This is a genomic window from Bradyrhizobium sp. sBnM-33 (assembly GCF_032917945.1).
In the GTDB taxonomy this organism is placed as follows: domain Bacteria; phylum Pseudomonadota; class Alphaproteobacteria; order Rhizobiales; family Xanthobacteraceae; genus Bradyrhizobium.
Map to the genome: position 1 here is coordinate 5,253,868 of NZ_CP136624.1, position 24,179 is coordinate 5,278,046.

A 24,179-nucleotide genomic window follows, 5' to 3' on the forward strand; every position below is an offset into this window, starting at 1 on the left:
GTCTGTCCCGCTCAAGCCTTATCGAAATCCGCCCAGACCGGCACGTGGTCGGACGGCTTCTCCCAGGCGCGGACGTAGCTGTCGACGCCGACATCGGTCAGGCGGTCGCTGGCCTGCGGCGACAGCAGGAGATGGTCGATCCGAAGGCCCCAGTTCTTCTGCCAGGCGCCCGCCTGGTAGTCCCAGAAGGTGTAGAGGCCCGGTTCGTCGGTCACCGCGCGCAGCGCATCGGTCAGGCCGAGGCCGAGCAGGGACTGGAAGGCTTCGCGGGTTTGCGGGCGGAACAGCGCGTCGTTACCCCAGGCGGCGGGGTTGTAGACGTCGGCGGCAGCCGGAATGACGTTAAAGTCGCCTGCGAGCACCAGCGGTTCTTCTGCCTTAAGCCGTTCCTTCGAGTACTCAAGAAGCCGCGACATCCATTTGAGTTTATAGGGATATTTGTCCGTATCCGGCGGGTTTCCGTTGGGCAGATAGAGGCAGGCTACCCGCATCACGCCGGTCTTCAGCGTCACCACGCCTTCGAGGAATCTGGCATGGGCGTCCTCGTCGTCGCCGGCCAGGCCCGATTTGGTCTCATCGAACGGCAGTTTCGACAGTAGTGCGACACCGTTGAAGGTCTTCTGGCCATGGGTGACGACGTTATAGCCAAGCGACTCGATCTCCAGCCGCGGGAACGCATCATCAATGCACTTGGTTTCCTGCAGACAGACGACGTCCGGCGAGCAGTCTTTCAGCCACGTCAAGAGATGCTCGAGCCGCTGCCGGATCGAATTGACGTTCCAGGTTGCAACACGCATGAATTCTGTCCGGATCTTAACTACACATTTTCTGCTGCAGTGGCATACCATGTGCAGCCGGGCTGTGATAACCGTTTAAGAATAAGGCGCAAACATCGCCGTCAAGGGGCAGGAGTAAACCGTCCCGTCCGTCGTAGGACCGGCGAGCGTGAAAATTATGAAAAAGCGTACCTTGATACTTGTTGCCGGCGCCATCGCCATTGCTACGGCGGCCGGCTTCATTACGCGCTCCTCATGGATGGGCGGCAGCAGCAGCGCTCAAGCCCCGCAGCGGCCGCGGACGGTTTCCGTCGAACTGGCGAAGGCGGAGCGCAAGTCCGTCCCGGTCGACGTCGACGCCAATGGGACGGTGACACCGATCTCCAGCGTGGCGCTGAAATCGCGGGTGGAAACCACCATCGTCGCGGTGCATTTCGAGGATGGCGCCAAGGTCAACCAGGGCGATTTGCTGTTCACGCTCGATAGCCGCCAGATCGACGCCCAGATCGAACAGGCCGAGGGCGTGCTCGCCAGGGACCAGGCGCAGCTCGAAGGCGCGCAGCGCGACCTCCGCCGCTTCAACGATCTGGTCGCCAAGGGCGCGACCACGCAGGTCAACGTCGACAACGCCAGGACACAGTCCGATATCCTGACCGGTACCATCAAGGCCAATCAGGCTGCGCTGGAAAACCTGAAGGTCCAGAAAAGCTACACCATGATCCGCGCGCCTTTCTCGGGCCGGATCAGCGCTGCCAACGTGAAGGCCGGCAATTTCGTACGCCCCGCCGATACCACCCCGCTTGCGGTCATCAACCAGATGGCGCCGGTCTATGTGACATTCGCGGTACCGCAGCGCGTGCTGGTCGATTTGCGGGAGTCGATGGCGAAAGGGATCCCCACCGTCACCGCGATGATCCCGGGCCATCAGCGTTCAGAGACCGGCAAGGTCGCGATGGTCGAGAACACCGTGGACGCGACCACCGGCATGGTCACCGTGCGCGGCATCATGGCTAATGAGAATGAGACGCTGTGGCCGGGCACGCTAGTCGCCACCAAACTCGTCATCCGCAACGAAGATGCAATCGTGGTGCCGACCGTCGCCGTGCAGCGCAGCCAGAGCGGCAATTTCGTCTTCATGGTCAAGGACGGGGTCGCCAAGGTCCAACCGGTCACGGTCGACCGGACGTCGCAGGGCTCGTCGGTGATTTCGGAGGGGCTCGCCGGCGACGAGAATGTGGTGGTCGATGGGCAATTGCTGCTGTCTGACGGAACGCGGGTCGAGCCGCGGGCTAAAAAGGCCGGAGCGTAGCCGATGACGCTGTCCGAACTTTGCATCCGCCGGCCGGTCATGACGACGCTGATCACGGCGTCGATCATCGCGTTCGGGATCTTCGGCTTTCGCCTGTTGCCGGTCTCGGCGCTGCCAAGGGTCGATTTCCCGACTATCGCCGTGACCGCAACCCTGCCGGGCGCGAGCGCGGACACCATGGCGGCCTCGGTCGCCGGCGTCATCGAGCGCCAGCTCTCGACGATCGCCGGCATCTCGTCGATGTCGTCGAACTCGTCGCAGGGCACCAGCACCATCACCATCCAGTTCGACCTCAACCGCAACATCGATGCCGCCGCGCTCGACGTGCAGACCGCGCTGACGATCGCGCAGCGCCGGTTGCCGCGTGAGATGATCATCCCGCCGAGTTTCCGCAAAGTGAATCCGGCCGATTTCCCGGTGCTGTTCGTGGTGCTCGGCTCGTCGACGCTGCCGCTGTCGGCGGTCAACGAGTATGGCGAGATCACGATCGGCCAAACCCTGTCGCAGATACCTGGCGTCGCCCAGGTCAGCGTCTACGGCGCGCAGAAATTCGCCATTCGCGTCCAGGCCGACCCAGAAGCCGCCGCGGCGCGCGGGCTGTCGCTCGAAGACATCCGTAGTGCGGTTTCGGCCGCCAATTCCTCGACCCCGGTCGGCACGCTGAACGGACCGAAACAGGACGTCGCGCTGCAGGCCTCGGGCCAAATGGACAAGGCGATGGACTATCGCCAGATCGTGGTGGCCTGGCGCAACGGCTCCCCGGTCAAGCTCGACGAGATCGCGCGGATCTACGACAGCGTCGAGAACGAGCGCATTGCGAGCTGGCTGAACGGCGACCGTTCCATCGTGCTCGGCATCCAGAAGCAGCCGGACGCCAACACGGTGGCGGTGGTCGATTCCATTCTGGCCAAACTGCCGGTGTTGCGGGCGCAGATCCCGCCATCGGTCTCGATCAACGTACTGATGGATCGCTCGATCTCGATCCGCCAGGCGGTGGCCGACGTTGAGGAAACGCTTTTGATCGCGATCGGGCTGGTGATCCTGGTGATCTTCCTGTTCCTGCGCTCGGCGTCCGCGACGTTCATTCCGGCGCTTGCGGTTCCGATCTCGCTGTTCGGCACCTGTGCCGTGATGTACGCGCTCGACTATTCCATCAACAACATGACGCTTTTGGCGCTGACGCTGTCGGTCGGTTTCGTGGTCGACGACGCCATCGTCATGCTGGAAAACATCGTTCGCCACATCGAGCGCGGCATGCGGCCGTTCGAGGCCGCGCTGAAGGGCGCGCGCGAGATCGGCTTCACCATCATCTCGATCACGTTTTCGCTGATCGCGGTGTTCATCCCGGTGCTCCTGATGGGCGGCATCGTGGGCCGCGTGTTCCGCGAGTTCGCGGTCACAGTCTCGGTCGCGATCCTGGTGTCCGGATTCGTGTCGCTGACGCTGACCCCGATGCTGTGCGCGCGCGTGCTACGGGCGCATGATCCGAACAGGCGACCGAACATCGTGCTCCGCATCTTCGAGAGGATGTTCGATTCCTGGCTGCGCGCCTACGAATGGACGCTTGACTGGGTGCTGGCCCGAAAATTCCTGATGCTGATGGTGACGCTGGCGACGCTGGGCGGCACCGTCTACCTCTACATGATCGTGCCGAAGGGCTTCTTCCCGCAGGAGGACACCGGCTTCTTGATCGGCGTGACCGAAGCTGCCACAGACACCTCGTTCGATGCGATGAAGGAGCGGCAGCAGGCGCTGGTCGACGTGCTGAAATCCGATCCGGCGATCGACTACATCAACTCCACCGTCGGCTCGGGCGGCCCCAATCCGACGGCGAATTACGGACGCCTGTTCATCGCCCTGAAGCCGAAGAAGGACCGCGACAACCTCAACACGATCATCGGGCGGCTGCGTGCCAATGCGCGGCAGGTTCCGGGCATGCAGGCGTTCTTCCAGCCGATCCAGAATCTCAACATTGGCGGACGGATTTCCAAGAGCCAGTATCAATACGTGATGCAGAGCGGCGACACCGACTCGCTGTACCGGCTGGCGCCGGAGATGCGCGAGAAGATCGAGAAGCTGCCCGGCCTGCTCGACGTCACCACCGACCTCTACATCAAGAACCCGCAGATGACGGTCGATATCGACCGCGAAAAAGCCGCGGTCTACGGCGTTACCGTCGATCAGGTCCGCAATCAGCTCTACAACGCCTATGGCTCGCGCCAGGTCGGCACCATCTACATGCCGTCGAACGACTACCAGATCATCCTGGAAGTGCAGCCGCAGTTCCGCGTCGACCCGTCTGATCTGTCCAAGCTCTACATGAAGACGCAGAACGGCCAAACCATCCCGTTGTCGGCGGTGGCAAAACTGGTCCCGACCGTCGGTCCGCTGCAGATCAACCATCAGGCGCAGCAACCGGCGGTGACGATCTCCTTCAACCTCGCGCCCGGCTATTCGCTGGGCTACGCGGTCGACGAGATCACGAAGCTGGAGCAGGCTTCGAATCTGCCGGCGACGATCGCGACCGGATTTTCCGGCACCGCGCAGGTATTCCAGGATTCGCTGCGCGGGCAGGGCGTCCTGATCCTTGCCGCAGTGTTCGCCGCCTTCGTCATCCTCGGCATTCTCTACGAGAGCTTCATCCACCCGATCACCATCATCTCCGGCTTGCCGTCGGCCGGTATCGGCGCGATCCTGACCCTGATGATGTTCGGGATGGAAATGTCCGTGATTGCGATGATCGGCATCGTGATGCTGGTCGGCATCGTCAAAAAGAACGCCATCATGATGGTCGACTTCGCGCTGGAGCGTCGCCGCGTGGGCTTAAGTGCTGAGCACGCGATCCGGGAAGCGGCGCTGTTGCGTTTCCGTCCGATTATGATGACGACGTTCGCCGCGATCTTCGGCACGTTGCCGATCGCGCTCGGCGCCGGCGCCGGCGCCGAACTGCGCCAGCCGCTCGGCGTCGCCGTGGTCGGCGGTCTCTGCCTCTCGCAACTGCTCACGCTGTACATCACGCCCGTGATCTACATCTATCTCGACCGCATCGACCGTCGCCTCCGGCGCAAGCTCGAACCGCAACTGGAAGAAGCGGGCGAGGGCGAGCGGCCGCACGTGGTTGCTGCCGAATGACGACGTTCGGGCGAGCATCGCGATTCATCGCCCTGCTGATCGCGCTCGCATGGACCGCAGGCACAATCGATCGCGCCGACGCCGACGAGCCGATCGAAATCTTCGACGCGCACCTACACTACAATTGGGAGCCGAAGCCCCACTACAGCGTCGAGGAGGTGCTGGCGCTGTTTAGAAAACACCGCGTCACCGGTATCCTCGCGACCAGCCGTCCGAACACCGGCACGCATGCGCTTATGGACGCCAAGCCGCAGGGCCTGTGGATCGTGCCGTTCATCCGGCCCTATCGGGTGCGCGCCGACATCCAGACCTGGTTCGGCGACCCCTTCATCTTCGACCTGGTGCAGGACGAGTTCAAACGCGGCTATTACCGCGGCATCGGCGAATTCCACATCTCGGGCAAGGCGGCCGATACCGAGTGGGTGAAGAAGACCGTCGATTTCGCGGTTGAGCACGACCTCTATCTGCATGCCCATGCCGATGACGTGGCCGTCGAAATCCTGATGCGCCACAATCCGCGCGCCCGCATCATCTGGGCCCATACCGGTTTTGGTCTCTCGACCGACCGCGTCGCCGAGATGCTCACAAAATATCCGAAGCTGTGGGGCGAGTTGTCTTATCGTGGCGGCATCGTTGGCGGCAGCGGCAAGCTGACGGCGGAATGGCGCACGCTGTTCGAGCGCTTCCCGGACCGCTTTCTGCTCGGCTCCGACACCTGGATCAACGAGCGCTGGGAGAGCTACGGCGAGATCGTCGCGGAGTACCGTGCCTGGCTCGCGCAGCTACCGCCAAAGGTCGCTGCGCAGATTGCCCATGGCAATGCGCGGGCGCTGTTCGGTCCTGGCCACTAGCCCGTGTACTTATAAACCGGACGTTCGGCTAGGTGCGTTCGGTGTCCGCCCTGTTCCCCAAGAGCGGCGCAAGAGCGAGCGTGCCCGTAGGTCCGGGGTTGGGCCGGAAGCTGACGTTCTAGGAACGGTAGTTATTGGGGCAAAAGCGGATGCTGATCAACTCCTGCGCGTCGGTCGGAGGTCACGACGCCATCGTCCACTGAACACGTCTCCGATTCCTTCGCCGATCGGAATACATGGCAATCATGGCGCTCGTTTTGGTCCGATCAGCTCGAATTGAAACTTCTGCTCATCACTCAGTGTAGTATAGAAGTCCTCCAGCGCGTCGCTCACCAGATTGATGGCCTGTTGCATGGTACCGAGCCGACCATCCATCGCGGCGAGGCGAGCGGGTGGCGTGATCGCATCTTTCGGCTGACATTCATAGCTCAGCATCTCGACAGCTCTGGCGCTGGCACGCTGCAGCCGTTCAAGCGCGTCGCGTTGGGCATCGTTTGGGTGTAGCCTGGCCTCGATCTCGCCAGCCGGCCATTGCAACGCGGCTGGCAGGGACGCTTCGCAGCCCTGGGCCGGCGCCTTCATGGTCCCGTTTGCGGACGCCGTCTTGAGCTGATCGTCAGCGAGTGCGTTGAGCCGTGTTTTCTGCTCGTCATTCAGCAGATCATAAAGGTCCCCCAGCCGCGACTGCAGGGATATTACTGCAGTGAGAATAGCCGCAGTGCGCTGCTGCATCAGGGCCAATCGAGCCGGTGCCGTTGATGCGGGCTGCGTCGGACAAGATGCCTGAATGATCTGGGCGGCCGAGTTCGACGCGTCGGCAAGATGGTCCAGCGCGGCCCATTGCGCCTCGGTCGGCTGAATCGCCCGCTGAATCTGATCAACGGCGAAACTGGTAATCTCGCGGCCGGCATCACCGCAGAGCTGCTGCAGCGGCGGGATCCTTCGTTCTCTTTGGCCGGAAGAGACCGGCGCCATATAAGCCGCTAGTTCGTCACTGCCGTAAGGCCCAAAAATTCCGGCATGAATGTCGGGGTAGCCGTAGTCCCAGAAGCCCATGCTATCGCCGAAGATGGCATAACCATAGATATCATTGTAGGCGAACGGCCAGAACAGTGGCCCAACCCAGCCATATCCGCCATGGCCATGCGACCACCACCCCTCTGTAGTGTTGCGGTCACCCCGCCAGTGAGCAAGTGCGGCAGTTGCGGCGATCTGCCTGCGTGCCGCAGGGTCAGTGAATAGCTTGCCAACAACCAACTCGTCCTCGCCGGCGGGCTGGTTCGTCGCGGCCGGGATGTTTTTTGTAACGCGACGGGAGCACTTTTTAAAGCGACGGGAGCGTTTTTGGCCCGACGGACGTGCACCCGGCGGTGATGCGTGGGGCGGCTGTGAAGCAGCCCTGGCGCCAACACGCGGGCGAACGCGGATTTCACGGTGCCAAATGGGCCGAGACCAAAATGTCCGCGCTGTTTCGCAGTGGCGGCACTCGACAGCGCGGTCACCAGTACGACAGCGATTACTGTAACGCCGAACTTCGACATGGCACCTCCCGTGCCAGGCCTTGGCCGCGTCACTTATGACGCCGCACATGATCGAAAGTTCCTTGTAAGCAATCATGCAGACCAAGGCATCGCGCGCAAAGACGGCAGCAATCACGTCGTTTCACAAGGCCCGAGTGGCGCATACAGTCCGCAGAAGTCGGCCTTAGGTCGAAAGCTGATCATTTCAAAATTGCCCGCTTTTAGCGGATACTTTTGAAAAGTCAGTTCGCGCTGAAGTGCGAACTCTTTCAAGCCAGCTTGCGTCCGCGGGCTACAAGGCTTCAACCACAGGGGCGCCCGGCCGGGCCCTCGCCTGCAGGCGGGATACCGCCTCGGCCAGCGGAACGTCGGCTTGTGAGCCGTCGCGTTCGCGCAGGCTCACCCGGCCGTCCCTCATCTCGCGCCCGCCGACGATAGCCATCACCGGCACCGCCATTTCATGCGCGGCCACTATGCGCCGCGGAAGGGTATCGGCGCCGTCATAGGCAACGGCCCGGATCCCGGCACTCTCGAACGCCGCCAGCACGTCCGCGCCGTATCCGGCCTGGTCTTTCGAGATCGGCGCGACCGCGACCTGGTCCGGTGACAGCCAAAACGGAAGCACGCCGCCATGGTGCTCGAGCAGGATCGCGATCATGCGGCCGAGCGATCCGAAGATGGCGTGGTGGATCATCAGGGGCCTCGCGCGGCTGCCGTCGGGGGCGACGTAGGACGCCTCGAGCCGCTGCGGCAGCACGCCGTCGAGCTGCACTGTGCCGCACTGCCAGGATCGTCCCAGCCGGTCGCGCAGCGCGAATTCCAGCTTCGGTCCGTAGAATGCACCTTCGCCGGGGTTGATTTGAGGCGCGAGGCCGCAACGTTGTGCGGCATCGCCGAGCTTCGCCTCCGACCAGTCCCAGGTCGCGTCGTCGCCGGCGCGCACCGCCGGCCGCGTCGCCAGCGCCACTTCGTAGCTGGGAAAACCGAGGTCCCGGTAGACCTCGCCCAGCAGGGTGATGAAGCGTGCGACCTCGCTCTCCACGTCCTGCTCGCGGCAGAACACATGGGCGTCGTCCTGCTCGAAGGCGCGCGTCCGCATGATGCCGTGGAGCGAACCGGAAGGCTCATTGCGGTGGCAAGCGCCGAACTCGGCATAGCGGATCGGAAGCTCCCGCCACGAGCGCAGCCCCTTGTTGAAGATCTGCACGTGGCACGGGCACGACATCGGTTTCAGCGCCATCGCCAGCTCGCCGTCGTCGACCCGGAACATGTGCTCGCCGAACTTGTCCCAATGGCCGCTGCGGCCCCAGAACTCCTTTGGCAGCAGCTGTGGCGTCCGGACCTCGGCATACCCGGCTCGGCGCATCTTGCGCCGGAGATAGTCCTCCAGCACCCGGTAGACCGCGTAGCCGCGCGGATGCCAGAACACCATGCCCGGCGCATCTTCCTGAAGGTGCCAAAGTTTGAGCTGCACGCCGAGATTTCTGTGGTCGAGATCGTCCATGGCTGTGTTCCTTGTGATGGGAAAAAGCGCGGACGGGGACCATCAAAAACCAGAAAAGGCCCCGTCCGTCGCCGGCGGGGCCTTTTCTGGGTGAAGTACGCTTGTCTCTAGCGCGCGCAACCAGCAGGCGATCCGCCGTAAGCGGTCGCCGTGGTGGTCAATGCGGCTGACAGAAGCTTATTCATGCTCTGCATATGGCGGTAAAACGCTCAGGCGTCAACGCCAGCCGCTTGGCGTCGTGGAATATGGATGATGCGCAGGGACATCAATACTCCTGTGGCGGATGATGCGGCTCCTTGGTCAGAATGCCGGTCTGGCTCAGTAACGCGCTTCAAATCGGCAAACGTCTTTTCGTTGATGATCGATGGCCAGCGGCTCCTTGCCTCCATCCCGATGTCTCTTCAGGGATCAAGAAGCAGCGGTGTCAAGGCAAGCGCCAAGTTGAGTCCGGCCCCCTCGGACAACCGACGTTGTAGCGGCTAGCGCTCAATCCGCAAACTGACCGGCCGCCTTGATGATCGGCGCCCAGCGATCGACTTCGCTGATGAGTTTTGCCTTCAAGGCTTCCGGCGTCGCTTCGCTCTGCGGGACAGGTTCCGTGTTGATGTCGTTGAACCGCTTCACCAAATCCGGGTCGCGTAACGCCTCCTGCAGCGTCTTGGACAGCTTTTGAACGATCTCGTCGGGCGTACCCTTCGGCGCATAGATGCCGTGCCAGGCGCCGACTTCAAAGCCCTTCAGCCCGGCCTCATCCGCGCTCGGCAGATCCGGCATCGACGCCAGCCGTGTCTTCGTCGTGATGGCGTAGGCCTTCACCAGTTTCGATGCGATCGGGCTCGTGGTATTCGTGGTCTGGTCGCAGGAGAGATCGATCTGCTTGGCGATCAAATCGTTCATCACGGGCGCATTGCCCTTGTAGGGCACGGTGAGGATTTCCTTGCCGACCGCGGTCATGAACAGCATGCCGCAGAGATGCGAGGCGGCGCCGAGGCCCGCATTGCCAAAGGTCATCTTGTCGCCATTGGCCTTCATATAGGTGACGAGTTCGGCCAGCGTATTCGGCGGCAGATCGGGACGGCCGATGATCGTCATCGGCGCGTTGGTGACGAGGCCGATCGGCGCGAACGCCGTCTTGGTGTCGTAGGGCAGCTTGCGGTATAGCGTCGCCGCCGTGGAGATGCCGATGTGGTGGATCAAAAGCGTGTAGCCGTCCGGCTCCGCGCGCGAGGCGCGCGTCGCCGCGATGGTGCCGCCGGCGCCCGTGGCGTTTTCGATGACGATGGTCTGGCCCAGCAGTTTTGACATCGATTGCGCTGTCACCCGCGCCACCGTGTCGGTAGCGCCCCCGGCAGCGAAGGGAACCAGCAACGTAATAGGTCTGCTGGGATAGTTTTGCGCCACAGCGGCCGAACTGAGCATCGCAAACGCTGCGGCGATGACGGCTGTTTTCTTCATAGGTGCCTCCCGGAGAGTTTGTTTTGTTTGGCCTTTAACACAGGCCTCTTGCCCACGACCGGTTCGTCGTGCGGACCGTCACACGTTGGAGCTATGGATCGCCTCCACAACAGCCGCGGTGACATCCCTGGTCGTCGCGGTGCCGCCGACATCGGGCGTCATGATGCCGGCGCCCGTGACCTTCTCCACGGCGTGCATCAGCCGTGCCGAGGCTTCAGCCTCGCCGAGATGATCGAGCATCTGCGACGCCGTCCAGAAGCTCGCGACCGGGTTTGCGATACCCTTGCCGGTGATGTCGAACGCAGAGCCGTGGATCGGTTCGAACATGGAGGGAAAGCGCCGCTCGGGATCGATGTTCGCGGTCGGCGCCACCCCGAGGCTGCCGGCGAGCGCGCCGGCGAGATCGGACAGGATATCGGCGTGGAGATTGGTCGCCACGATGGTGTCGAGGCTCTGCGGCTTCAGCGTCATCCGCACCGTCATCGCATCGACCAGCATCTTGTCCCAGGTGACGTCAGCAAACTCTTTCGAGACCTCCTCGGCGATCTCGTCCCACATCACCATGCCATGCCGCTGCGCATTCGATTTTGTCACTACCGTGAGCAGCTTGCGTGGTCGAGACTGCGCCAGGCGGAATGCATAGCGCATGATCCGCTGGACGCCGACGCGGGTGAAGATGGCCACTTCCGTGCCGACTTCCTCCGGCAGGCCGCGATGCACCCGCCCGCCGCAGCCGGCATATTCGCCTTCGGAATTTTCACGCACGGTCACCCAGTCGAGGTCGCCCACCTCGGCATGGCGAAGCGGCGAGGTGATGCCGGGCAGGATCCGGGTCGGGCGAACGTTGGCGTATTGGTCAAACCCTTGGCAGATTGGCAGGCGCAGGCCCCATAGCGTGATGTGATCGGGCACGTCGGGCGCGCCGACCGCGCCGAAATAGATCGCGTCGAATTTTTTCAGCGTGGCGAGGCCGTCGGCCGGCATCATTACGCCGTGCTTGCGGTAATAGGCCGAGCCCCAGTCGAAGGTTTCGACGTTGAACTTGACGTCGCCGAGCCGCTTTTCGAGGCTTTCAAGCGCGGTGACGCCGGCGGCAATGACTTCCGGACCGATCCCGTCAGCTGGAATGGCGGCGATTGAATATTCACGCATCGAAGTCTCCTTGGAAGGTCTGGGCCCGCGCCCTACCCACGTCATTGCGAGCGCAGCGAAGCAATCCATAGCGCCGCAAACCGAGGCATGGATTGCTTCGTCGTTTCGGTCCTCGCAATGAGGGCGCGGAACGTCCGCAGGTCCTACGCTTCGCGCATCCTGCGGCCGCTTCTATCGATCGGCAATTGCCTGGCATTTATACAAAAAATTGATATAATCGCCCCGCGGGAGGGCCGATGGATCTGCATCACTTGCGTTGCTTCGTGGCTGCCGCCGAGGAACTGCATTTTGGCCGGGCGGCGCAGCGGCTCGACATGCTGCCGTCGGCGCTCGGCCGTTTCATTCGCCTGCTTGAAGAGGATCTCGGCACGCGGTTGATGACTCGCACGACGCGAAGCGTCGCGCTGACCGACGATGGCGCGGTGCTGCTCAAGGACGCGCTTGCCTTGCTGGCGCAGGCAGATGCACTAGCCGGCAAGTTTCGTACGCGCGGCCGAAAACGCGCGGCAATCATTCGCGTCGGCGCGATCGACAGCGCCGCCGCGGGACTGTTGCCAAAACTGCTCCATGATTTCCGGCAGCGCCGGCCCGACGTCACCGTGCAACTGGTCGAGGACAAAACGGTCCGCCTGCTGCCGCGCCTGTTGTCCGGCCGGCTCGATCTCGCCTTCGTGCGGCCGCCGGAGCGGCCGGATAAGCGGCTGGAATTTGCCTTTCTGCTGCACGAGACCGCCGTCGTTGCGGTTGCCGACCGTCATCCGCTGGCGTCGCGCAAGCGCGTCACCATCGCCGATCTCGAGAACGAGCCGTTGATCGTACCCGAACGACGTTCGCGTCCGCACAGCCACGACCTCACCATGAAACTATTCGCCGAGGCGGGGCTAGAGGCGCGTGTCGCCCAGATCGCCGACGAGAAGCAGACCATCGTCAACCTTGTCTCCACCGGCCTCGGCCTTGCCATCGTCCCGCGCTGGACGTCGCGCATGGCGACGCGCGGCGTCCGCTTCATCCGTCTCGCGGCGTCCGACATGAACAAGCTGCCGCTCGCCGCCGCCTGGACGCGCGGCACGCGTGATGCGGTCAGGGATGACGTTCTGGAAATGCTGAAAGCCGATCTGCCGCGCTACGCGCGCGAGGCGTAGAGCGCTTGCCGGTCGTAGTCGTAGGATGGGTAGAGCGAAGCGAAACCCATCGCCGTGCGGACCGGCGTTGTTGATGGGTATCGCTTCGCTCCACCCATCCTACGGAACTGTCATCGCCCGGCTTGACCGGGCGACCCAGTACTCCAGAGGCAGTAGTGATTGATTCGATAGGCCGCGGCGTACTGGATACCCGTACACGGGTATGACGAACCTTGATTGGGACGAGCGCTGTTGCCTTCAGATCGAGAAACTGGTCCCGCAGCCGCAGGACGCCGTGGCGTTTGGATTGACCACGCGGAACGAAGCGCCGATCAGATCGTCGACGAAATCGACTTCGGAGCCGGCGAGGAACGGCACCGAGGCCGGATCGACCAGCACCACTGCGTCCTCTCGCGCGATCACGAGATCGTCCTCCGCCTTGGCATGGTCGACGTCAAACTTGTACTGGAAGCCGGAGCAGCCGCCGCCCTCGACGGAAATGCGCAGCATGGCGCCGTCGCCTTCGTTCTTAAGGATTTCGCCGATGCGGCGGGCAGCCCGCTCGCTGACGGTGATGGCAGTGGTCATGGCATGGTCTCCGGCCCCGTCATACCAATTCATTTGGTATGGCGCGTTAGACATAGTTAAGTGCGTATTCTCGCGGAATCAAATGGATAAGGACTAAAAAACCGTGTCGGTCGGAATGGCTGCCCCCCGCGCGCTTTATGGCTGCGACCCTGACCGGAGCCGCGGGCGGCTGTTCGCGGAGCCGCCGAGCCGGACCCGCAGCCCGTTCCGGCGCGATTGCGACCGGGTGATCCATTCCACCGCGTTCCGGCGGCTGAAACACAAGACACAAGTTTTCGTGTTCCACGAGGGCGACCACTACCGCACCCGGCTGACCCATTCGCTGGAAGTGGCGCAGATCGCCCGCGCATTGGCGCGCCAGCTTGGACTCGACGAGGATCTCACCGAAACGCTGGCGCTGGCCCATGACCTCGGCCATCCCCCGTTCGGCCATGCCGGCGAGCGGGCGCTCGACAAATGCCTCAGGGATCACGGCGGCTTCGATCACAACGCGCAGGCGCTGCGAGTCGTGACCTCGCTGGAGCATCGCTATCCCGAGTTCGACGGGCTGAACCTGACCTGGGAGTCGCTGGAGGGCATCGTAAAGCACAACGGCCCGCTGACCGAGCGGGGCGGGGGCCCCGCCGGGCCTTACCGCGACAGTGGCATCCCCGTCGGCATCTCCGATTTCGATCAAAAATTCGATCTGGAGCTGTGGAGCTACGCCTCGCTGGAGGCGCAGGCCGCAGCGTTTGCCGACGATATCGCCTATGACGCCCACGACATCGACGACGGCCTGCGCGCCGGGCTGTTTGCCGTCGACGACCTCAAGGTGATGCCGCTGACTGAGTCCATCATCGCCGAAATTGACCGGCATTATCCCAATCTCGACGATGCCAGGCGCGGCGCGGAACTGGTGCGCGAATTGATTTCCTACATGATCGGGGCGGTCATGTCGGAGGCGGGCAGCCGTCTTGCCGCGGCGAAGCCGCAATCAGCCGACGACGTGCGCCACTACCATCAGCCGTTGATCGCCTTCCCGCCCGACGTCGCCGAGGAGGAGGCCGCGATCAAGGCGTTCCTGAAACAGCACATGTACCGCCACCACCGGGTGATGCGGGTGATGGGCGAGGCGGAAGGCATCCTGTTCGACCTGTTCGCGCGCTACCAGAATTCGCCGGGAGACCTGCCGGCCGAATGGGTGGAGGGTACCGAACGCGTCACGGACGGCGAACGGGCGCGCCGGATTGGCAATTTCATCGCCGGCATGACCGACCGCTACGCCCTGATGGAGCATCAACGGCTTTTTGACTCGACCCCGGATTTGCGTTAGGCGGCGGCCATGTCCGACAAGCCAGCTACACAACACCTGTTCGCCGACGCGCTGGCGCGCGTGCAGGCGATCTGCGCCGTGCTCGCGGCCGAGGGCCAGTGGCCCGCCGGCACCGATTTCTCCCGCATCGTGGTCGAGCCGCCGCGCGACGCGAGCCATGGCGACATGGCGACCAATGCCGCGATGGTGTTGGCCAAGGACGCAAAGGCAAAGCCGCGCGAACTCGCCGACAAGATCGCGGAAAAATTGCGCGCCGACGATCTGGTTGCCGCCGTCGAGGTCGCCGGGCCCGGCTTCATCAATCTCACCTTGAAGCCTCAGGTCTGGGTCGATGAACTGCGCACCATGCTGCGCGAAGGCGCAGCGTATGGCAAAAGCGCAGTCGGCGCCGGCGCCAAGGTCAACGTCGAATATGTCTCGGCCAATCCGACCGGGCCGATGCATGTTGGCCATTGCCGCGGCGCGGTGTTCGGCGATGCGCTGTGCGGCCTGCTGGATTTTGCAGGCTATGACGTCACCCGCGAGTATTACATCAATGACGCCGGCGCTCAGGTCGACGTGCTCGCGCGCTCGGCCCACCTGCGCTATCTGGAAGCGCTCGGCGAGAACGTCGGCGAGATCCCGGAAGGGCTGTATCCGGGCGACTATCTCGTGCCGGTTGGCCAGGCACTCGCGGCAGAGCATGGCGACAAGCTCACGGCGATGCCGGAAAGCGCATGGCTGCCAATCGTCCGCAACAAGTCCATCGCCATGATGATGGACATGATCAAGGGCGATCTCGCCGCGCTGAACATCAAGCATGAGGTGTTCTTCTCGGAGCGGTCGCTGATCGAGACCGGCAACAACAAGGTCACCGAGACCATCGATTTCCTGCGCGCCAAGGGCGACATCTATGAAGGCCGCCTGCCGCCGCCGAAGGGCAAGCCGGTCGAGGATTACGAGGACCGCATCCAAACGCTGTTCCGCGCCACCGCCTACGGCGATGACGTCGATCGTCCGCTAATCAAGTCGGACGGCTCTTACACCTACTTCGCTTCCGACATCGCCTATCACAAGAACAAGGTCGATCGCGGCTTCCTCGAGATGATCGACGTGTTCGGCGCCGATCATGGCGGCTACATCAAGCGCATGCAGGCTGCGGTGAAGGGCGTCAGTGGCGGCAAGGCGGCGCTCGACGTCAAGGTGGTGCAGCTCGTTCGCCTGCTGCGTGCCGGCGAGCCCGTGCGGATGTCAAAACGCTCCGGCGATTTCGTCACGTTGCGCGAAGTGGTCGACGAGGTCGGTTCCGACGCCGTGCGGTTCATGATGCTGTTCCGCAAGAACGACGCTGTGCTCGATTTCGACCTCGCCAAGGTGCTCGAGCAATCGAAGGACAATCCGGTCTTCTACGTCCAGTACGGACATGCCCGCGGCCACTCCATTTTCAAGAATGCCCGCGAAGTGGTTCCGGATCTCCCCGAGGATGACGCGGCCCGGACGGCCTATTTGGGGGATGCCCCGGTGGAGCGGCTGACGGATCCGGCCGAACTTGACCTTTTGAAGCGGTTGGCGCTCTATCCCCGGATGGTCGAGGCGGCGGCGGTCGCACATGAACCGCACCGAATCGCTTTTTATCTATATGATTTGGCCAGTGAATTTCATGCGTTGTGGACGAAGGGGCGGGATTTGCCCTATTTACGCTTCATTATAACTAATGATGCAGAAATCACGAGGGCGCGACTGGCTATGGTCCAGGGCGTCGTCTCGGTTCTGGCATCGGGCTTAGCCGTTCTCGGCGTCCACGCTCCGACCGAGATGCGGTAGGCAGGGGCGAAGGCCCTTCACGAATGGGGGTTCGTGGGGGTATCTGGCAGGGGCCACGCTCGTCATGGTTTGTTTGACATGGCGGGTTGGCGCTGTCCCGAAGGGGATGCATCATCACGATGGCTGATCGATATCAGGAACGACCTTTTCCCTCCGCCGATCAGGATCGCGGTGAGAGCGATCCGCTTGCGGAGCTCGCAAGGCTGATCGGGCAGAGCGATCCGTTGGGGGCTGCGGCCAAGCCGGCGCCGCGCCCGCTGCAGTCGCGGGCCAATGTGCGTCCGCAGCAGTACCATCCACCAGAGGAGGACCTCGACGCGCCTCCGGCCCCGCCGGCATGGATGCAGCGCGCGCGCCAGGAAACCCCGCCGCCGCCACTTCCATCACCTCTGCCGCAGGAGCAGGCTTACGACGACGAGCCGGACTACCAGCCGGCGCCGGTACATCCCTTGCACCGCTACGCGGCCCAGCATCAGGCGCCCGCGCAGGACTCGCAGGACTATTACGAGGCTCCGCAGCAATATGCCGACGAGCCGCAGCAGGACCCGTCGCGCTACGACGATGCGCTGTATGGGCGGCTCGAAAATGGCGAGCACGACGATCAGCGCGATCCGGCCTATTCGGACGATGCCTATGCGTACCAGGGCGAATACGAGGAGGAGGAGCCCGCTCCGAAGAAGCGCTCGAGCGGCCTGATGACCGTCGCCGCGGTGCTGGCGTTGGCTGTGGTGGGGACGGGCGCTGCCTTTGCCTATCGCACTTACGTCGGTTCGCCCCGCTCGGGCGAGCCGCCGATCATCAAGGCCGACAACAGCCCGACCAAGGTAATGCCGGCACCGTCCGACGGGGGCGCCGCCAAGGCCCCTGACCGCATGCTGCAGGGCGATGGCGGCGAGAAGCTGGTGTCGCGCGAAGAGACGCCGGTCGACGTCAATGCGAGGTCTGGCGCGCCACGCGTGGTGTTTCCGGCGCTGAATCCGAATACCAACCCGCCGCCGGTCGCGAGCGTGTCTCCGTCCGGTCCGCCGCCCGCAACTGGCGCGAACGGCACGATGCCGAACAACGAGCCCCGCCGAATCAAGACGCTCGCCGTCAAGGGCGATGCGGCTGAAAATGGCGGCATTCCGGCAGGGGCCAGCGCACCGCCTCCGAAGCCGACGACGCGGAGCGCTGCTGCCCCGGCCCAAGCTGTCGCTCCGGGGCCTGCTCCCATTGCACCGCCTCCGCCGGCGCGTAACCCGGCGTCGGCCAATGCCAGCGCCAATACGCCGATATCGCTGGCACCGCAGGCCGATGCTGCTCCGCCGCCGACCCGGATGGCGGCGACCAATCCGACCCAGGCCGCCCCTGCGAACGGAGGTGGCTATCTGGTCCAGGTCTCCTCGCAGAAGAACGAAGCCGACGCGCAGGCCTCCTACCGGGCGCTGCAGAGCAAGTTCCCGAGCGTTCTGGGATCGCACTCATCGCTGGTGAAACGCGTCGATCTCGGCGAAAAGGGCGTCTATTACCGCGCGTTCGCCGGCCCGTTCGGCTCGTCCGAAGAGGCAGCGCAGGTCTGCAGCAGTCTGAAATCTGCCGGCGGCCAGTGCTTCGTCCAAAGGAATTAACGGCGGTTTCCTTGACCCGGGGGCCGTGAGGGGCCTAATCGGCCCCCATGACAAGCCGCGCATTCATCACGGGCGTATCGGGACTGGAGCTGAGCGCCGCGGAGCGCGAATTCATCCGTGGCGAGCGGCCATGGGGCTTGATCCTGTTCAAGCGCAACGTCGAGGCGCCGGATCAAGTATCTGCACTTGTTGATGAATTTCGATATTGCCTAGGCGAGGCCGATGCGCCGGCCCTGATCGATCAGGAAGGCGGACGGGTGGCGCGGCTCGGGCCGCCGCATTGGCCAGTATATCCGTCCGGTGCCACCTTCGGCGCGCTCTACGACATCGAGCCGGCGCTGGGCCTGAAGGCCGCGCGGCTAAGCTCTCGCCTCATTGCGGCCGACCTGATCGACCTCGGCATCACCGTCGACTGCCTGCCGCTGGCGGACGTGCCGGTGGCCGGCGCGGACGCCGTGATCGGCAACCGGGCGTATGGAACCGAGCCGGGCAAGGTCGCCGCGATTGCCCGGGCGGTCACCGGGGGGTTGGAGCAGGGTGGCGTGCTGCCCGTGCTGAAGCATATTCCCGGGCATGGAAGGGCGACGGCGGATAGCCATTTCCGGCTCCCGACCGTTGATACAGCGCGGAAAGAGCTGGAACGGACTGATTTTGCCGCCTTTCGACCGCTGGCGGACCTGCCGATGGCCATGACCGCGCATGTTGTGTTTAGCGCGTTAGACCCCGTCCAACCGGCGACGACTTCTGCGACAATCATCCGGAAGGTGATTCGCGGCGTAATTGGGTTCCAGGGTTTGTTGATGAGTGATGACGTGTCGATGAATGCGTTGGCGGGATCGATCTCGGATCGGACCCGCGCCATCGTCAACGCCGGTTGCGACGTGGTCCTGCATTGCAACGGCAAACTCGACGAGATGCGCGACGTGGCGCGCGAGACGCCGGAACTGACGGGCGAGGCCTTGAGCCGAGCCGCACGGGCGCTGGCCGCGCGAAGGCAGCCTGAGCCGTTCGACCGGCAGGCGGCGCGGGCAGAACTTGAAGCGTTGATGGATCGGGTAGGGACGGCATGACGGCTGAGATTCTATCGTTTGAAACCGGACGGCCCGCCGACATCACCGACGGCGAGCCGGCGCTGGTCGTCGACGTCGAGGGCTATGAGGGCCCGCTTGACCTGCTGCTCACGCTGGCACGGCAGCAGAAGGTCGATCTCGCCAAGATTTCGATCCTGGCGCTGGCCGAACAGTATCTGACCTTCATCGAGGCAGCGCGAAAGATCCGCCTCGAACTCGCCGCCGATTACCTCGTGATGGCCGCTTGGCTTGCGTTCCTGAAATCGCGGCTATTGCTGCCGGAACCGGCCACGCCCGACGGGCCGAGCGCCGAGGAAATGGCGACCGCCCTGGCCAACCGGCTGCGCCGGCTCGAAGCCATCCGCGAAGCCGCCAACCGGTTGATGAACCGGCCGCAGTTCCAGCGCGATATTTTTCCGCGCGGCAATCCGGAAACGATCGCCGAAATCAAGCACCCCAGATTCACGGCGACGCTGTTCGACCTGCTGACCGCCTATGCCGCGCAGCGTCAGCAGCGTGTGCTGGCGACGGTGCATTTGACCAAGCGCACGGTGTGGTCGCTGGCCGAAGCGCGCGCCTCGCTGGAGCGGCTGGTCGGCATGGCCGAATCCGAGGAGTGGAACTGTCTCGACGATTACCTGCTCAGCTACGTGGTTGATCCATCGCAGAGGGCGACGGTGTTCGCCTCGAGCTTTGCCGCGGCGCTCGAACTGGTGCGCGAAGGCGAGATGGAATTGAACCAGAAAGAGGCGTTCGCGCCGCTGTATTTTCGTAAGCGTCCGCCGCAGGCCGCTATGCCTGCACCGGATATGACGGTCGAGTAAGTGGAAGGAGACCTAGCCATGGCAAGCCTGGCGGAAAAACGCATGGAAGATGCCGAGGATCATCCCATCGACCAACATACCGATCAGGCCGCGCGGCCCGACGAATTGCGGCTGCTCGAAGCGTTGCTGTTTGCCTCCGCGGAGCCGATCGAGCAGGCGACCTTGGCCAAGCGCATGCCCGACGGCGTCGACGTCAAGGCGGCGCTGGCGCAGTTGCAGGCGGAATACGCGCCGCGCGGCGTCAATCTGGTGCGCGTCGCGAACAAATGGACGTTCCGCACCGCGGGCGATCTGTCGTGGCTGATGACGCGCGAAAGCACGGAGACGCGGCGGTTGTCGCGGGCGGCGATCGAGGTACTCGCGATCATTGCCTATCACCAGCCCGTGACGCGCGCCGAGATCGAGGAGATCCGCGGCGTGATCACGTCAAAGGGAACGCTGGATGTGCTGCTCGAAACCGGCTGGATTCGCCCCCGCGGCCGCCGCAAGACGCCGGGGCGGCCGCTGACGTTCGGCACGACGGAAGCGTTCCTTTCGCAGTTCAGCCTGGAGGCGCTGAGCGACCTGCCGGGCCTGGAAGAACTGAAGGGTACGGGGCTCCTGGATTCGCGGCTGCCTTCCGGTTTCAGCGTTCCGACGCCGTCGGATGACGTGGCGCTGCGCGAGGACGAGGACCCGCTGGACGCTGGCGACAACCTGGAACTGCTGCTGGCGCCGGCCGCCGAGCCTGAAGGCGGCAGCGAAAGCTAGTTCCGATGGCTCCGGCTATCGCTCAGGCGGGGTTAATAATAGCCATAATACGTAGCCGCGACAGCGATTTGCCGCGGCAGGGGTCCTTGTTTTTGACACCCCGCGAGCCTACCTTCCGCGAAAGCTTGGCCGGAAGCCGGCCGTCTCTTTTTGGAGGGTTGCAGGATGGGTTCACTTAGCATTTGGCACTGGATCGTCGTGATCGCAGTGGTCCTGCTGTTGTTCGGCCGCGGCAAGATTTCAGACCTGATGGGCGATGTCGCGAATGGCATCAAGGCCTTCAAGAAGGGCATGCAGGACGATGAGAAGGCGCCCGAAAAGCCCGCCGAGCCTGTGAAGACCATCGATCACAATGCGACGCCGGCGCCGACGGCGCGAACGGATGTCGGCAGCAAGGCTGTCTGAACCGGGCATCTTGGACCTGGTGTCGGTTCAGGACACCGGTTGAGAAAAGGCGCGGGTTGCTCCAGATCTTGGTTATGATGGATTGGGGCGCGGACGTCTCGCGCGAGCGGAAGAATTCATGTTCGACATCGGGTGGAGTGAACTGGTCATCATCGCGGTTGTCGCGCTGATTGCCATCGGCCCGAAAGAGCTGCCGGGCGTGCTGCGCATGGTCGGGCAATGGATCGGCAAGGCGCGCAAGATGGCCGGCGAATTCCAGGGCCAGTTCCAGGAAGCCATGCGCGAGGCCGAAATGGCCGACCTCAAGAAGAGCTTTGACGAGGTCAAGGAGACCGCGACAGCGCTTTCCCCCACTAACGTCATGACCTCCCTGCAGAAGGATGTCGACGAGGCCCTGCAGATCGGCGACATCGACAAGCCTGCCCCGGTGCAAGCCAATGACGCGCAGGTGGCGTCCGCGATCAGCGAGCCCGTCACCCCGACCACGCCGGCAGCGCCGACGCCGGAAACCTTCGTCGAGGCCGAGGCGCATGCGGCCGCTTCCGAGCCGCTGCCGATCACCCGTGAAGTTCAGGCCGTCCAGCAGGACGTTGCGCCGGCGACGCCCGACATTCTCAAGGACGCCAAAGCGTCATGACCATCGAAGACATCGAGGCCAGCAAGGCGCCGTTGATGGACCATTTGATCGAGCTGCGTTCGCGGCTTATCAAGGCGCTGCTCGGCTTTGGCATTGCGTTCATCTTCTGCTTCTTCTTCGCCAAGCAGATCTACAACGTGCTGGTCTGGCCGTTCGTCTGGGTGGCGGGTGCCGAAAATTCCAAATTCATCTACACCGCGCTGCTGGAATATTTCCTCACGCAGTTGAAGCTCGCGCTGTTCGGCGCCGCCTTCATCTCATTCCCGATAGTGGCGACGCAGATTTATAAGTTCGTGGCGCCCGGTCTCTACAAACACGAGCGCGGCGCGTTCCTGCCGTATCTGATCGCAACCCCGTTCTTCTTCGTGCTCGGCTCGCTGCTCGTCTATTTCGTGGTGCTGCCGATGCTGGTTCGTTTCTCGCTCGGCATGCAGCAGATGGGCGGCGATGAGAGCGCGCAGATTCAGTTGCTGCCCAAGGTCGGCGAATATCTGTCGCTGATGATGTCGCTGATCTTCGCCTTCGGCGTTGCGTTCCAATTGCCTGTCATCCTGACGCTGCTGGGCCGGATCGGCATCGTCACCTCGCAGATGCTGCGCGAGAAGCGGCGCTATTTCATCGTGATCGCCTTCGTGATTGCCGCCGTGCTGACGCCGCCCGACGTCATCAGCCAGGCCTCGCTCGCGATCCCGCTGATGGCGCTCTACGAGGGCGCGATCGTCGCGGTCCGCATCGTGGAAAAGAAGGCCGCCGCGACGCAGGCCTCGACCACGCCGCCAGCAAGCCCGCCGCCAGAGGCCAATCCGGCCGAGTAGGCCGTCGTTCTCGCCCCCCAATCGGCCGTTATTCCCCGCGAAAGCCGGGGAATCCAATACGCCGAGGCCTCCGGATTCAGTACAGGCGTCTCTGGAATACTGGATCACCCGCTTTCGCGGGTGATGACGGGTGTGGTACTGGGGGCGCGCCGCGTGGAAATTGTCAACATACGCGTTGACTGTGCGCGGGGCGACGACCGAGGACCACACGGCAATGCACGACATCAAATCGATCCGCGACAACCCGCAAGCCTTTGACGCCGGCCTGAAGCGCCGCGGGCTGGCGCCGTTGTCGGCTTCGCTGCTCGCGATCGACGAGAAGCGCCGGGCAGCAATCCTGGCATCCGAGCAGGCGCAGGCGCGGCGCAATGCGGCTTCGAAGGAAATCGGCGAGGCGAAGAAGGCCAAGGATGACGCGCGCGCCAACAAGCTGATGGCTGAAGTTGCCGAGCTCAAAACCACGATGCCGGAGCTCGAGCTTGCGGCAAAGAGGGCGGACGAGGAACTGGCGAAGGAGCTCGCTGCGATTCCGAACCTGCCGCTCGACGACGTGCCCGAAGGCACCGACGAGCATGGCAATGTGCAGCGCCACGTCTACGGCAAGATCCGCAACTACGCCTTCACGCCGAAGCCGCATGATGATCTCGGCGGCGCGCTCGGCTACATGGATTTCGAAGCTGCCGCAAAACTGAGCGGCGCGCGCTTCGTCGTACTGAAGAAAGGTCTCGCACGGCTGGAGCGCGCGATCGGGCAGTTCATGCTCGATCTCCATACCAACGAGCACGGCTACACCGAGGTAAATCCGCCGCTATTGGTGCGCAACGATGTCATGTTCGGCACTGGCCAATTGCCGAAATTTGAGGACGACCAGTTCTGGGCCATCAAGGGTGAATTGCTTGCGGCTCCCGACGAGCGATTGAAGACCGAACGTCTGGGTCTCATTCCGACCGCCGAAGTCTCGCTGACCAATCTCGTCCGCGAATCCATCGTCGACGAAAAAGAACTGCCGATGCGGCTTACCGCACTGACACCGTGCTTCCGCGCCGAAGCGGGCGCCGCCGGGCGCGACACCCGCGGCATGATCCGACAGCATCAATTTACAAAAGTTGAACTGGTCTCGATCGCGACGCCTGAGACCAGTCGCGACGAGCATGAGCGCATGCTGTCCTGCGCCGAGGAAGTGCTGCGCCGGCTCGACCTGCATTACCGCGTGATGACGCTGTGCGCCGGCGATATGGGCTTCTCCGCGCAGAAGACCTACGACATCGAGGTCTGGATGCCCGGGCAGGGCGAGGGCGGCGCTTACCGCGAAATCTCGAGCTGCTCGGTGTGCGGTGACTTCCAGGCGCGGCGCATGGATGCCCGCTTCCGAGGGCCCGACGGCAAGCCGCGTTTCGTGCATACGCTGAACGGCTCCGGCACCGCGGTCGGCCGCGCGCTGATCGCGGTCATGGAAACCTATCAGCAGGAAGACGGCTCCATCGCGGTGCCTGCGGTGCTGCAGCCCTATATGGGCGGGCTCAAAACTATCGAGCGGGACAAATAACG

20 protein-coding genes are annotated in these 24,179 nt (G+C 63.5%); 14 read left to right on the forward strand and 6 right to left on the reverse strand.

Annotated elements, in window-relative coordinates; all coding sequences use genetic code 11:
• Positions 1–11 precede the first annotated feature (11 nt).
• The gene (xth, locus tag RX328_RS24535) at positions 12–797 is read right to left on the reverse strand and encodes an exodeoxyribonuclease III (protein ID WP_213250181.1); all 786 of its coding nucleotides are present in this window, start codon (positions 795–797) and stop codon (positions 12–14) included.
• A gap of 157 nt (positions 798–954) precedes the next feature.
• On the opposite strand from xth, the gene RX328_RS24540 reads away from it, so the two are divergent.
• The 3 genes from RX328_RS24540 to RX328_RS24550 are packed head-to-tail and all read left to right on the forward strand — an operon-like array spanning position 955 to position 6,068.
• A complete protein-coding gene (locus tag RX328_RS24540; protein WP_213250179.1) occupies positions 955–2,085 on the forward strand; it encodes an efflux RND transporter periplasmic adaptor subunit in 1,131 nt (376 codons plus the stop codon).
• Positions 2,086–2,088: 3 nt separating this feature from the next.
• Positions 2,089–5,217, forward strand: coding sequence for an efflux RND transporter permease subunit (locus RX328_RS24545; protein ID WP_213250177.1), 3,129 nt, complete (start codon positions 2,089–2,091; stop codon positions 5,215–5,217).
• The gene (locus RX328_RS24550) at positions 5,214–6,068 is read left to right on the forward strand and encodes an amidohydrolase family protein (protein WP_213250175.1); all 855 of its coding nucleotides are present in this window, start codon (positions 5,214–5,216) and stop codon (positions 6,066–6,068) included. Before RX328_RS24545 ends, RX328_RS24550 begins: the two co-directional genes overlap by 4 nt.
• Before the next feature lie 243 nt (positions 6,069–6,311).
• On the opposite strand, the gene RX328_RS24555 is transcribed toward RX328_RS24550, so the two are convergent.
• From RX328_RS24555 to RX328_RS24570, 4 genes are all read right to left on the reverse strand, one after another.
• Entirely contained in the window at positions 6,312–7,724 is a 1,413-nt protein-coding gene (locus RX328_RS24555; protein ID WP_213250173.1) for a Spy/CpxP family protein refolding chaperone, read from the reverse strand.
• Between the two features lie 156 nt (positions 7,725–7,880).
• Positions 7,881–9,092, reverse strand: coding sequence for a threonine--tRNA ligase (gene thrS / locus RX328_RS24560; protein WP_213250171.1), 1,212 nt, complete (start codon positions 9,090–9,092; stop codon positions 7,881–7,883).
• Positions 9,093–9,578: 486 nt separating this feature from the next.
• Positions 9,579–10,547, reverse strand: coding sequence for a tripartite tricarboxylate transporter substrate binding protein BugD (locus RX328_RS24565; protein ID WP_213250169.1), 969 nt, complete (start codon positions 10,545–10,547; stop codon positions 9,579–9,581).
• A gap of 78 nt (positions 10,548–10,625) precedes the next feature.
• The gene (locus tag RX328_RS24570) at positions 10,626–11,699 is read right to left on the reverse strand and encodes a tartrate dehydrogenase (RefSeq protein ID WP_213250167.1); all 1,074 of its coding nucleotides are present in this window, start codon (positions 11,697–11,699) and stop codon (positions 10,626–10,628) included.
• A gap of 236 nt (positions 11,700–11,935) precedes the next feature.
• On the opposite strand from RX328_RS24570, the gene RX328_RS24575 reads away from it, so the two are divergent.
• Positions 11,936–12,841: a LysR family transcriptional regulator gene (locus RX328_RS24575; RefSeq protein ID WP_213250165.1), complete on the forward strand. Its 906-nt coding sequence runs from the start codon at positions 11,936–11,938 to the stop codon at positions 12,839–12,841.
• Positions 12,842–13,078: 237 nt separating this feature from the next.
• On the opposite strand, the gene erpA is transcribed toward RX328_RS24575, so the two are convergent.
• Positions 13,079–13,408, reverse strand: coding sequence for an iron-sulfur cluster insertion protein ErpA (gene erpA, locus RX328_RS24580; RefSeq protein WP_213250163.1), 330 nt, complete (start codon positions 13,406–13,408; stop codon positions 13,079–13,081).
• 103 nt (positions 13,409–13,511) lie between these two features.
• Here erpA and RX328_RS24585 point away from each other — a divergent pair, with 103 nt between their 5' ends.
• The 10 genes from RX328_RS24585 to serS all read left to right on the forward strand — a co-directional run bounded on the left by RX328_RS24585 (position 13,512) and on the right by serS (position 24,177).
• The gene (locus tag RX328_RS24585) at positions 13,512–14,720 is read left to right on the forward strand and encodes a deoxyguanosinetriphosphate triphosphohydrolase (protein WP_213250161.1); all 1,209 of its coding nucleotides are present in this window, start codon (positions 13,512–13,514) and stop codon (positions 14,718–14,720) included.
• A gap of 9 nt (positions 14,721–14,729) precedes the next feature.
• Positions 14,730–16,523: an arginine--tRNA ligase gene (argS, locus tag RX328_RS24590; protein WP_213250159.1), complete on the forward strand. Its 1,794-nt coding sequence runs from the start codon at positions 14,730–14,732 to the stop codon at positions 16,521–16,523.
• A 119-nt stretch (positions 16,524–16,642) separates the two neighbouring features.
• Complete coding sequence (locus RX328_RS24595; protein WP_213250157.1) at positions 16,643–18,130, forward strand: SPOR domain-containing protein; 1,488 nt, start codon at positions 16,643–16,645, stop codon at positions 18,128–18,130.
• A gap of 47 nt (positions 18,131–18,177) precedes the next feature.
• Entirely contained in the window at positions 18,178–19,200 is a 1,023-nt protein-coding gene (gene nagZ / locus RX328_RS24600; RefSeq protein WP_213250155.1) for a beta-N-acetylhexosaminidase, read from the forward strand.
• Positions 19,197–20,024, forward strand: a complete 828-nt coding sequence (locus tag RX328_RS24605) for a segregation and condensation protein A (RefSeq protein ID WP_213250153.1) — start codon at positions 19,197–19,199, stop codon at positions 20,022–20,024. Before nagZ ends, RX328_RS24605 begins: the two co-directional genes overlap by 4 nt.
• A gap of 18 nt (positions 20,025–20,042) precedes the next feature.
• The gene (gene scpB / locus RX328_RS24610) at positions 20,043–20,774 is read left to right on the forward strand and encodes an SMC-Scp complex subunit ScpB (RefSeq protein WP_213250151.1); all 732 of its coding nucleotides are present in this window, start codon (positions 20,043–20,045) and stop codon (positions 20,772–20,774) included.
• Positions 20,775–20,939: 165 nt separating this feature from the next.
• The gene (locus RX328_RS24615; RefSeq protein WP_028345916.1) at positions 20,940–21,179 is read left to right on the forward strand and encodes a twin-arginine translocase TatA/TatE family subunit; all 240 of its coding nucleotides are present in this window, start codon (positions 20,940–20,942) and stop codon (positions 21,177–21,179) included.
• Positions 21,180–21,297: 118 nt separating this feature from the next.
• A complete protein-coding gene (tatB, locus tag RX328_RS24620; protein WP_213250149.1) occupies positions 21,298–21,816 on the forward strand; it encodes a Sec-independent protein translocase protein TatB in 519 nt (172 codons plus the stop codon).
• Positions 21,813–22,631 carry a twin-arginine translocase subunit TatC gene (gene tatC, locus RX328_RS24625; RefSeq protein WP_213250147.1) on the forward strand — a complete coding sequence of 273 codons (819 nt, stop codon included), beginning with the start codon at positions 21,813–21,815 and terminating at the stop codon, positions 22,629–22,631. Before tatB ends, tatC begins: the two co-directional genes overlap by 4 nt.
• A 214-nt stretch (positions 22,632–22,845) precedes the next feature.
• Positions 22,846–24,177 carry a serine--tRNA ligase gene (gene serS / locus RX328_RS24630; protein WP_213250145.1) on the forward strand — a complete coding sequence of 444 codons (1,332 nt, stop codon included), beginning with the start codon at positions 22,846–22,848 and terminating at the stop codon, positions 24,175–24,177.
• Positions 24,178–24,179: the final 2 nt, after the last annotated feature.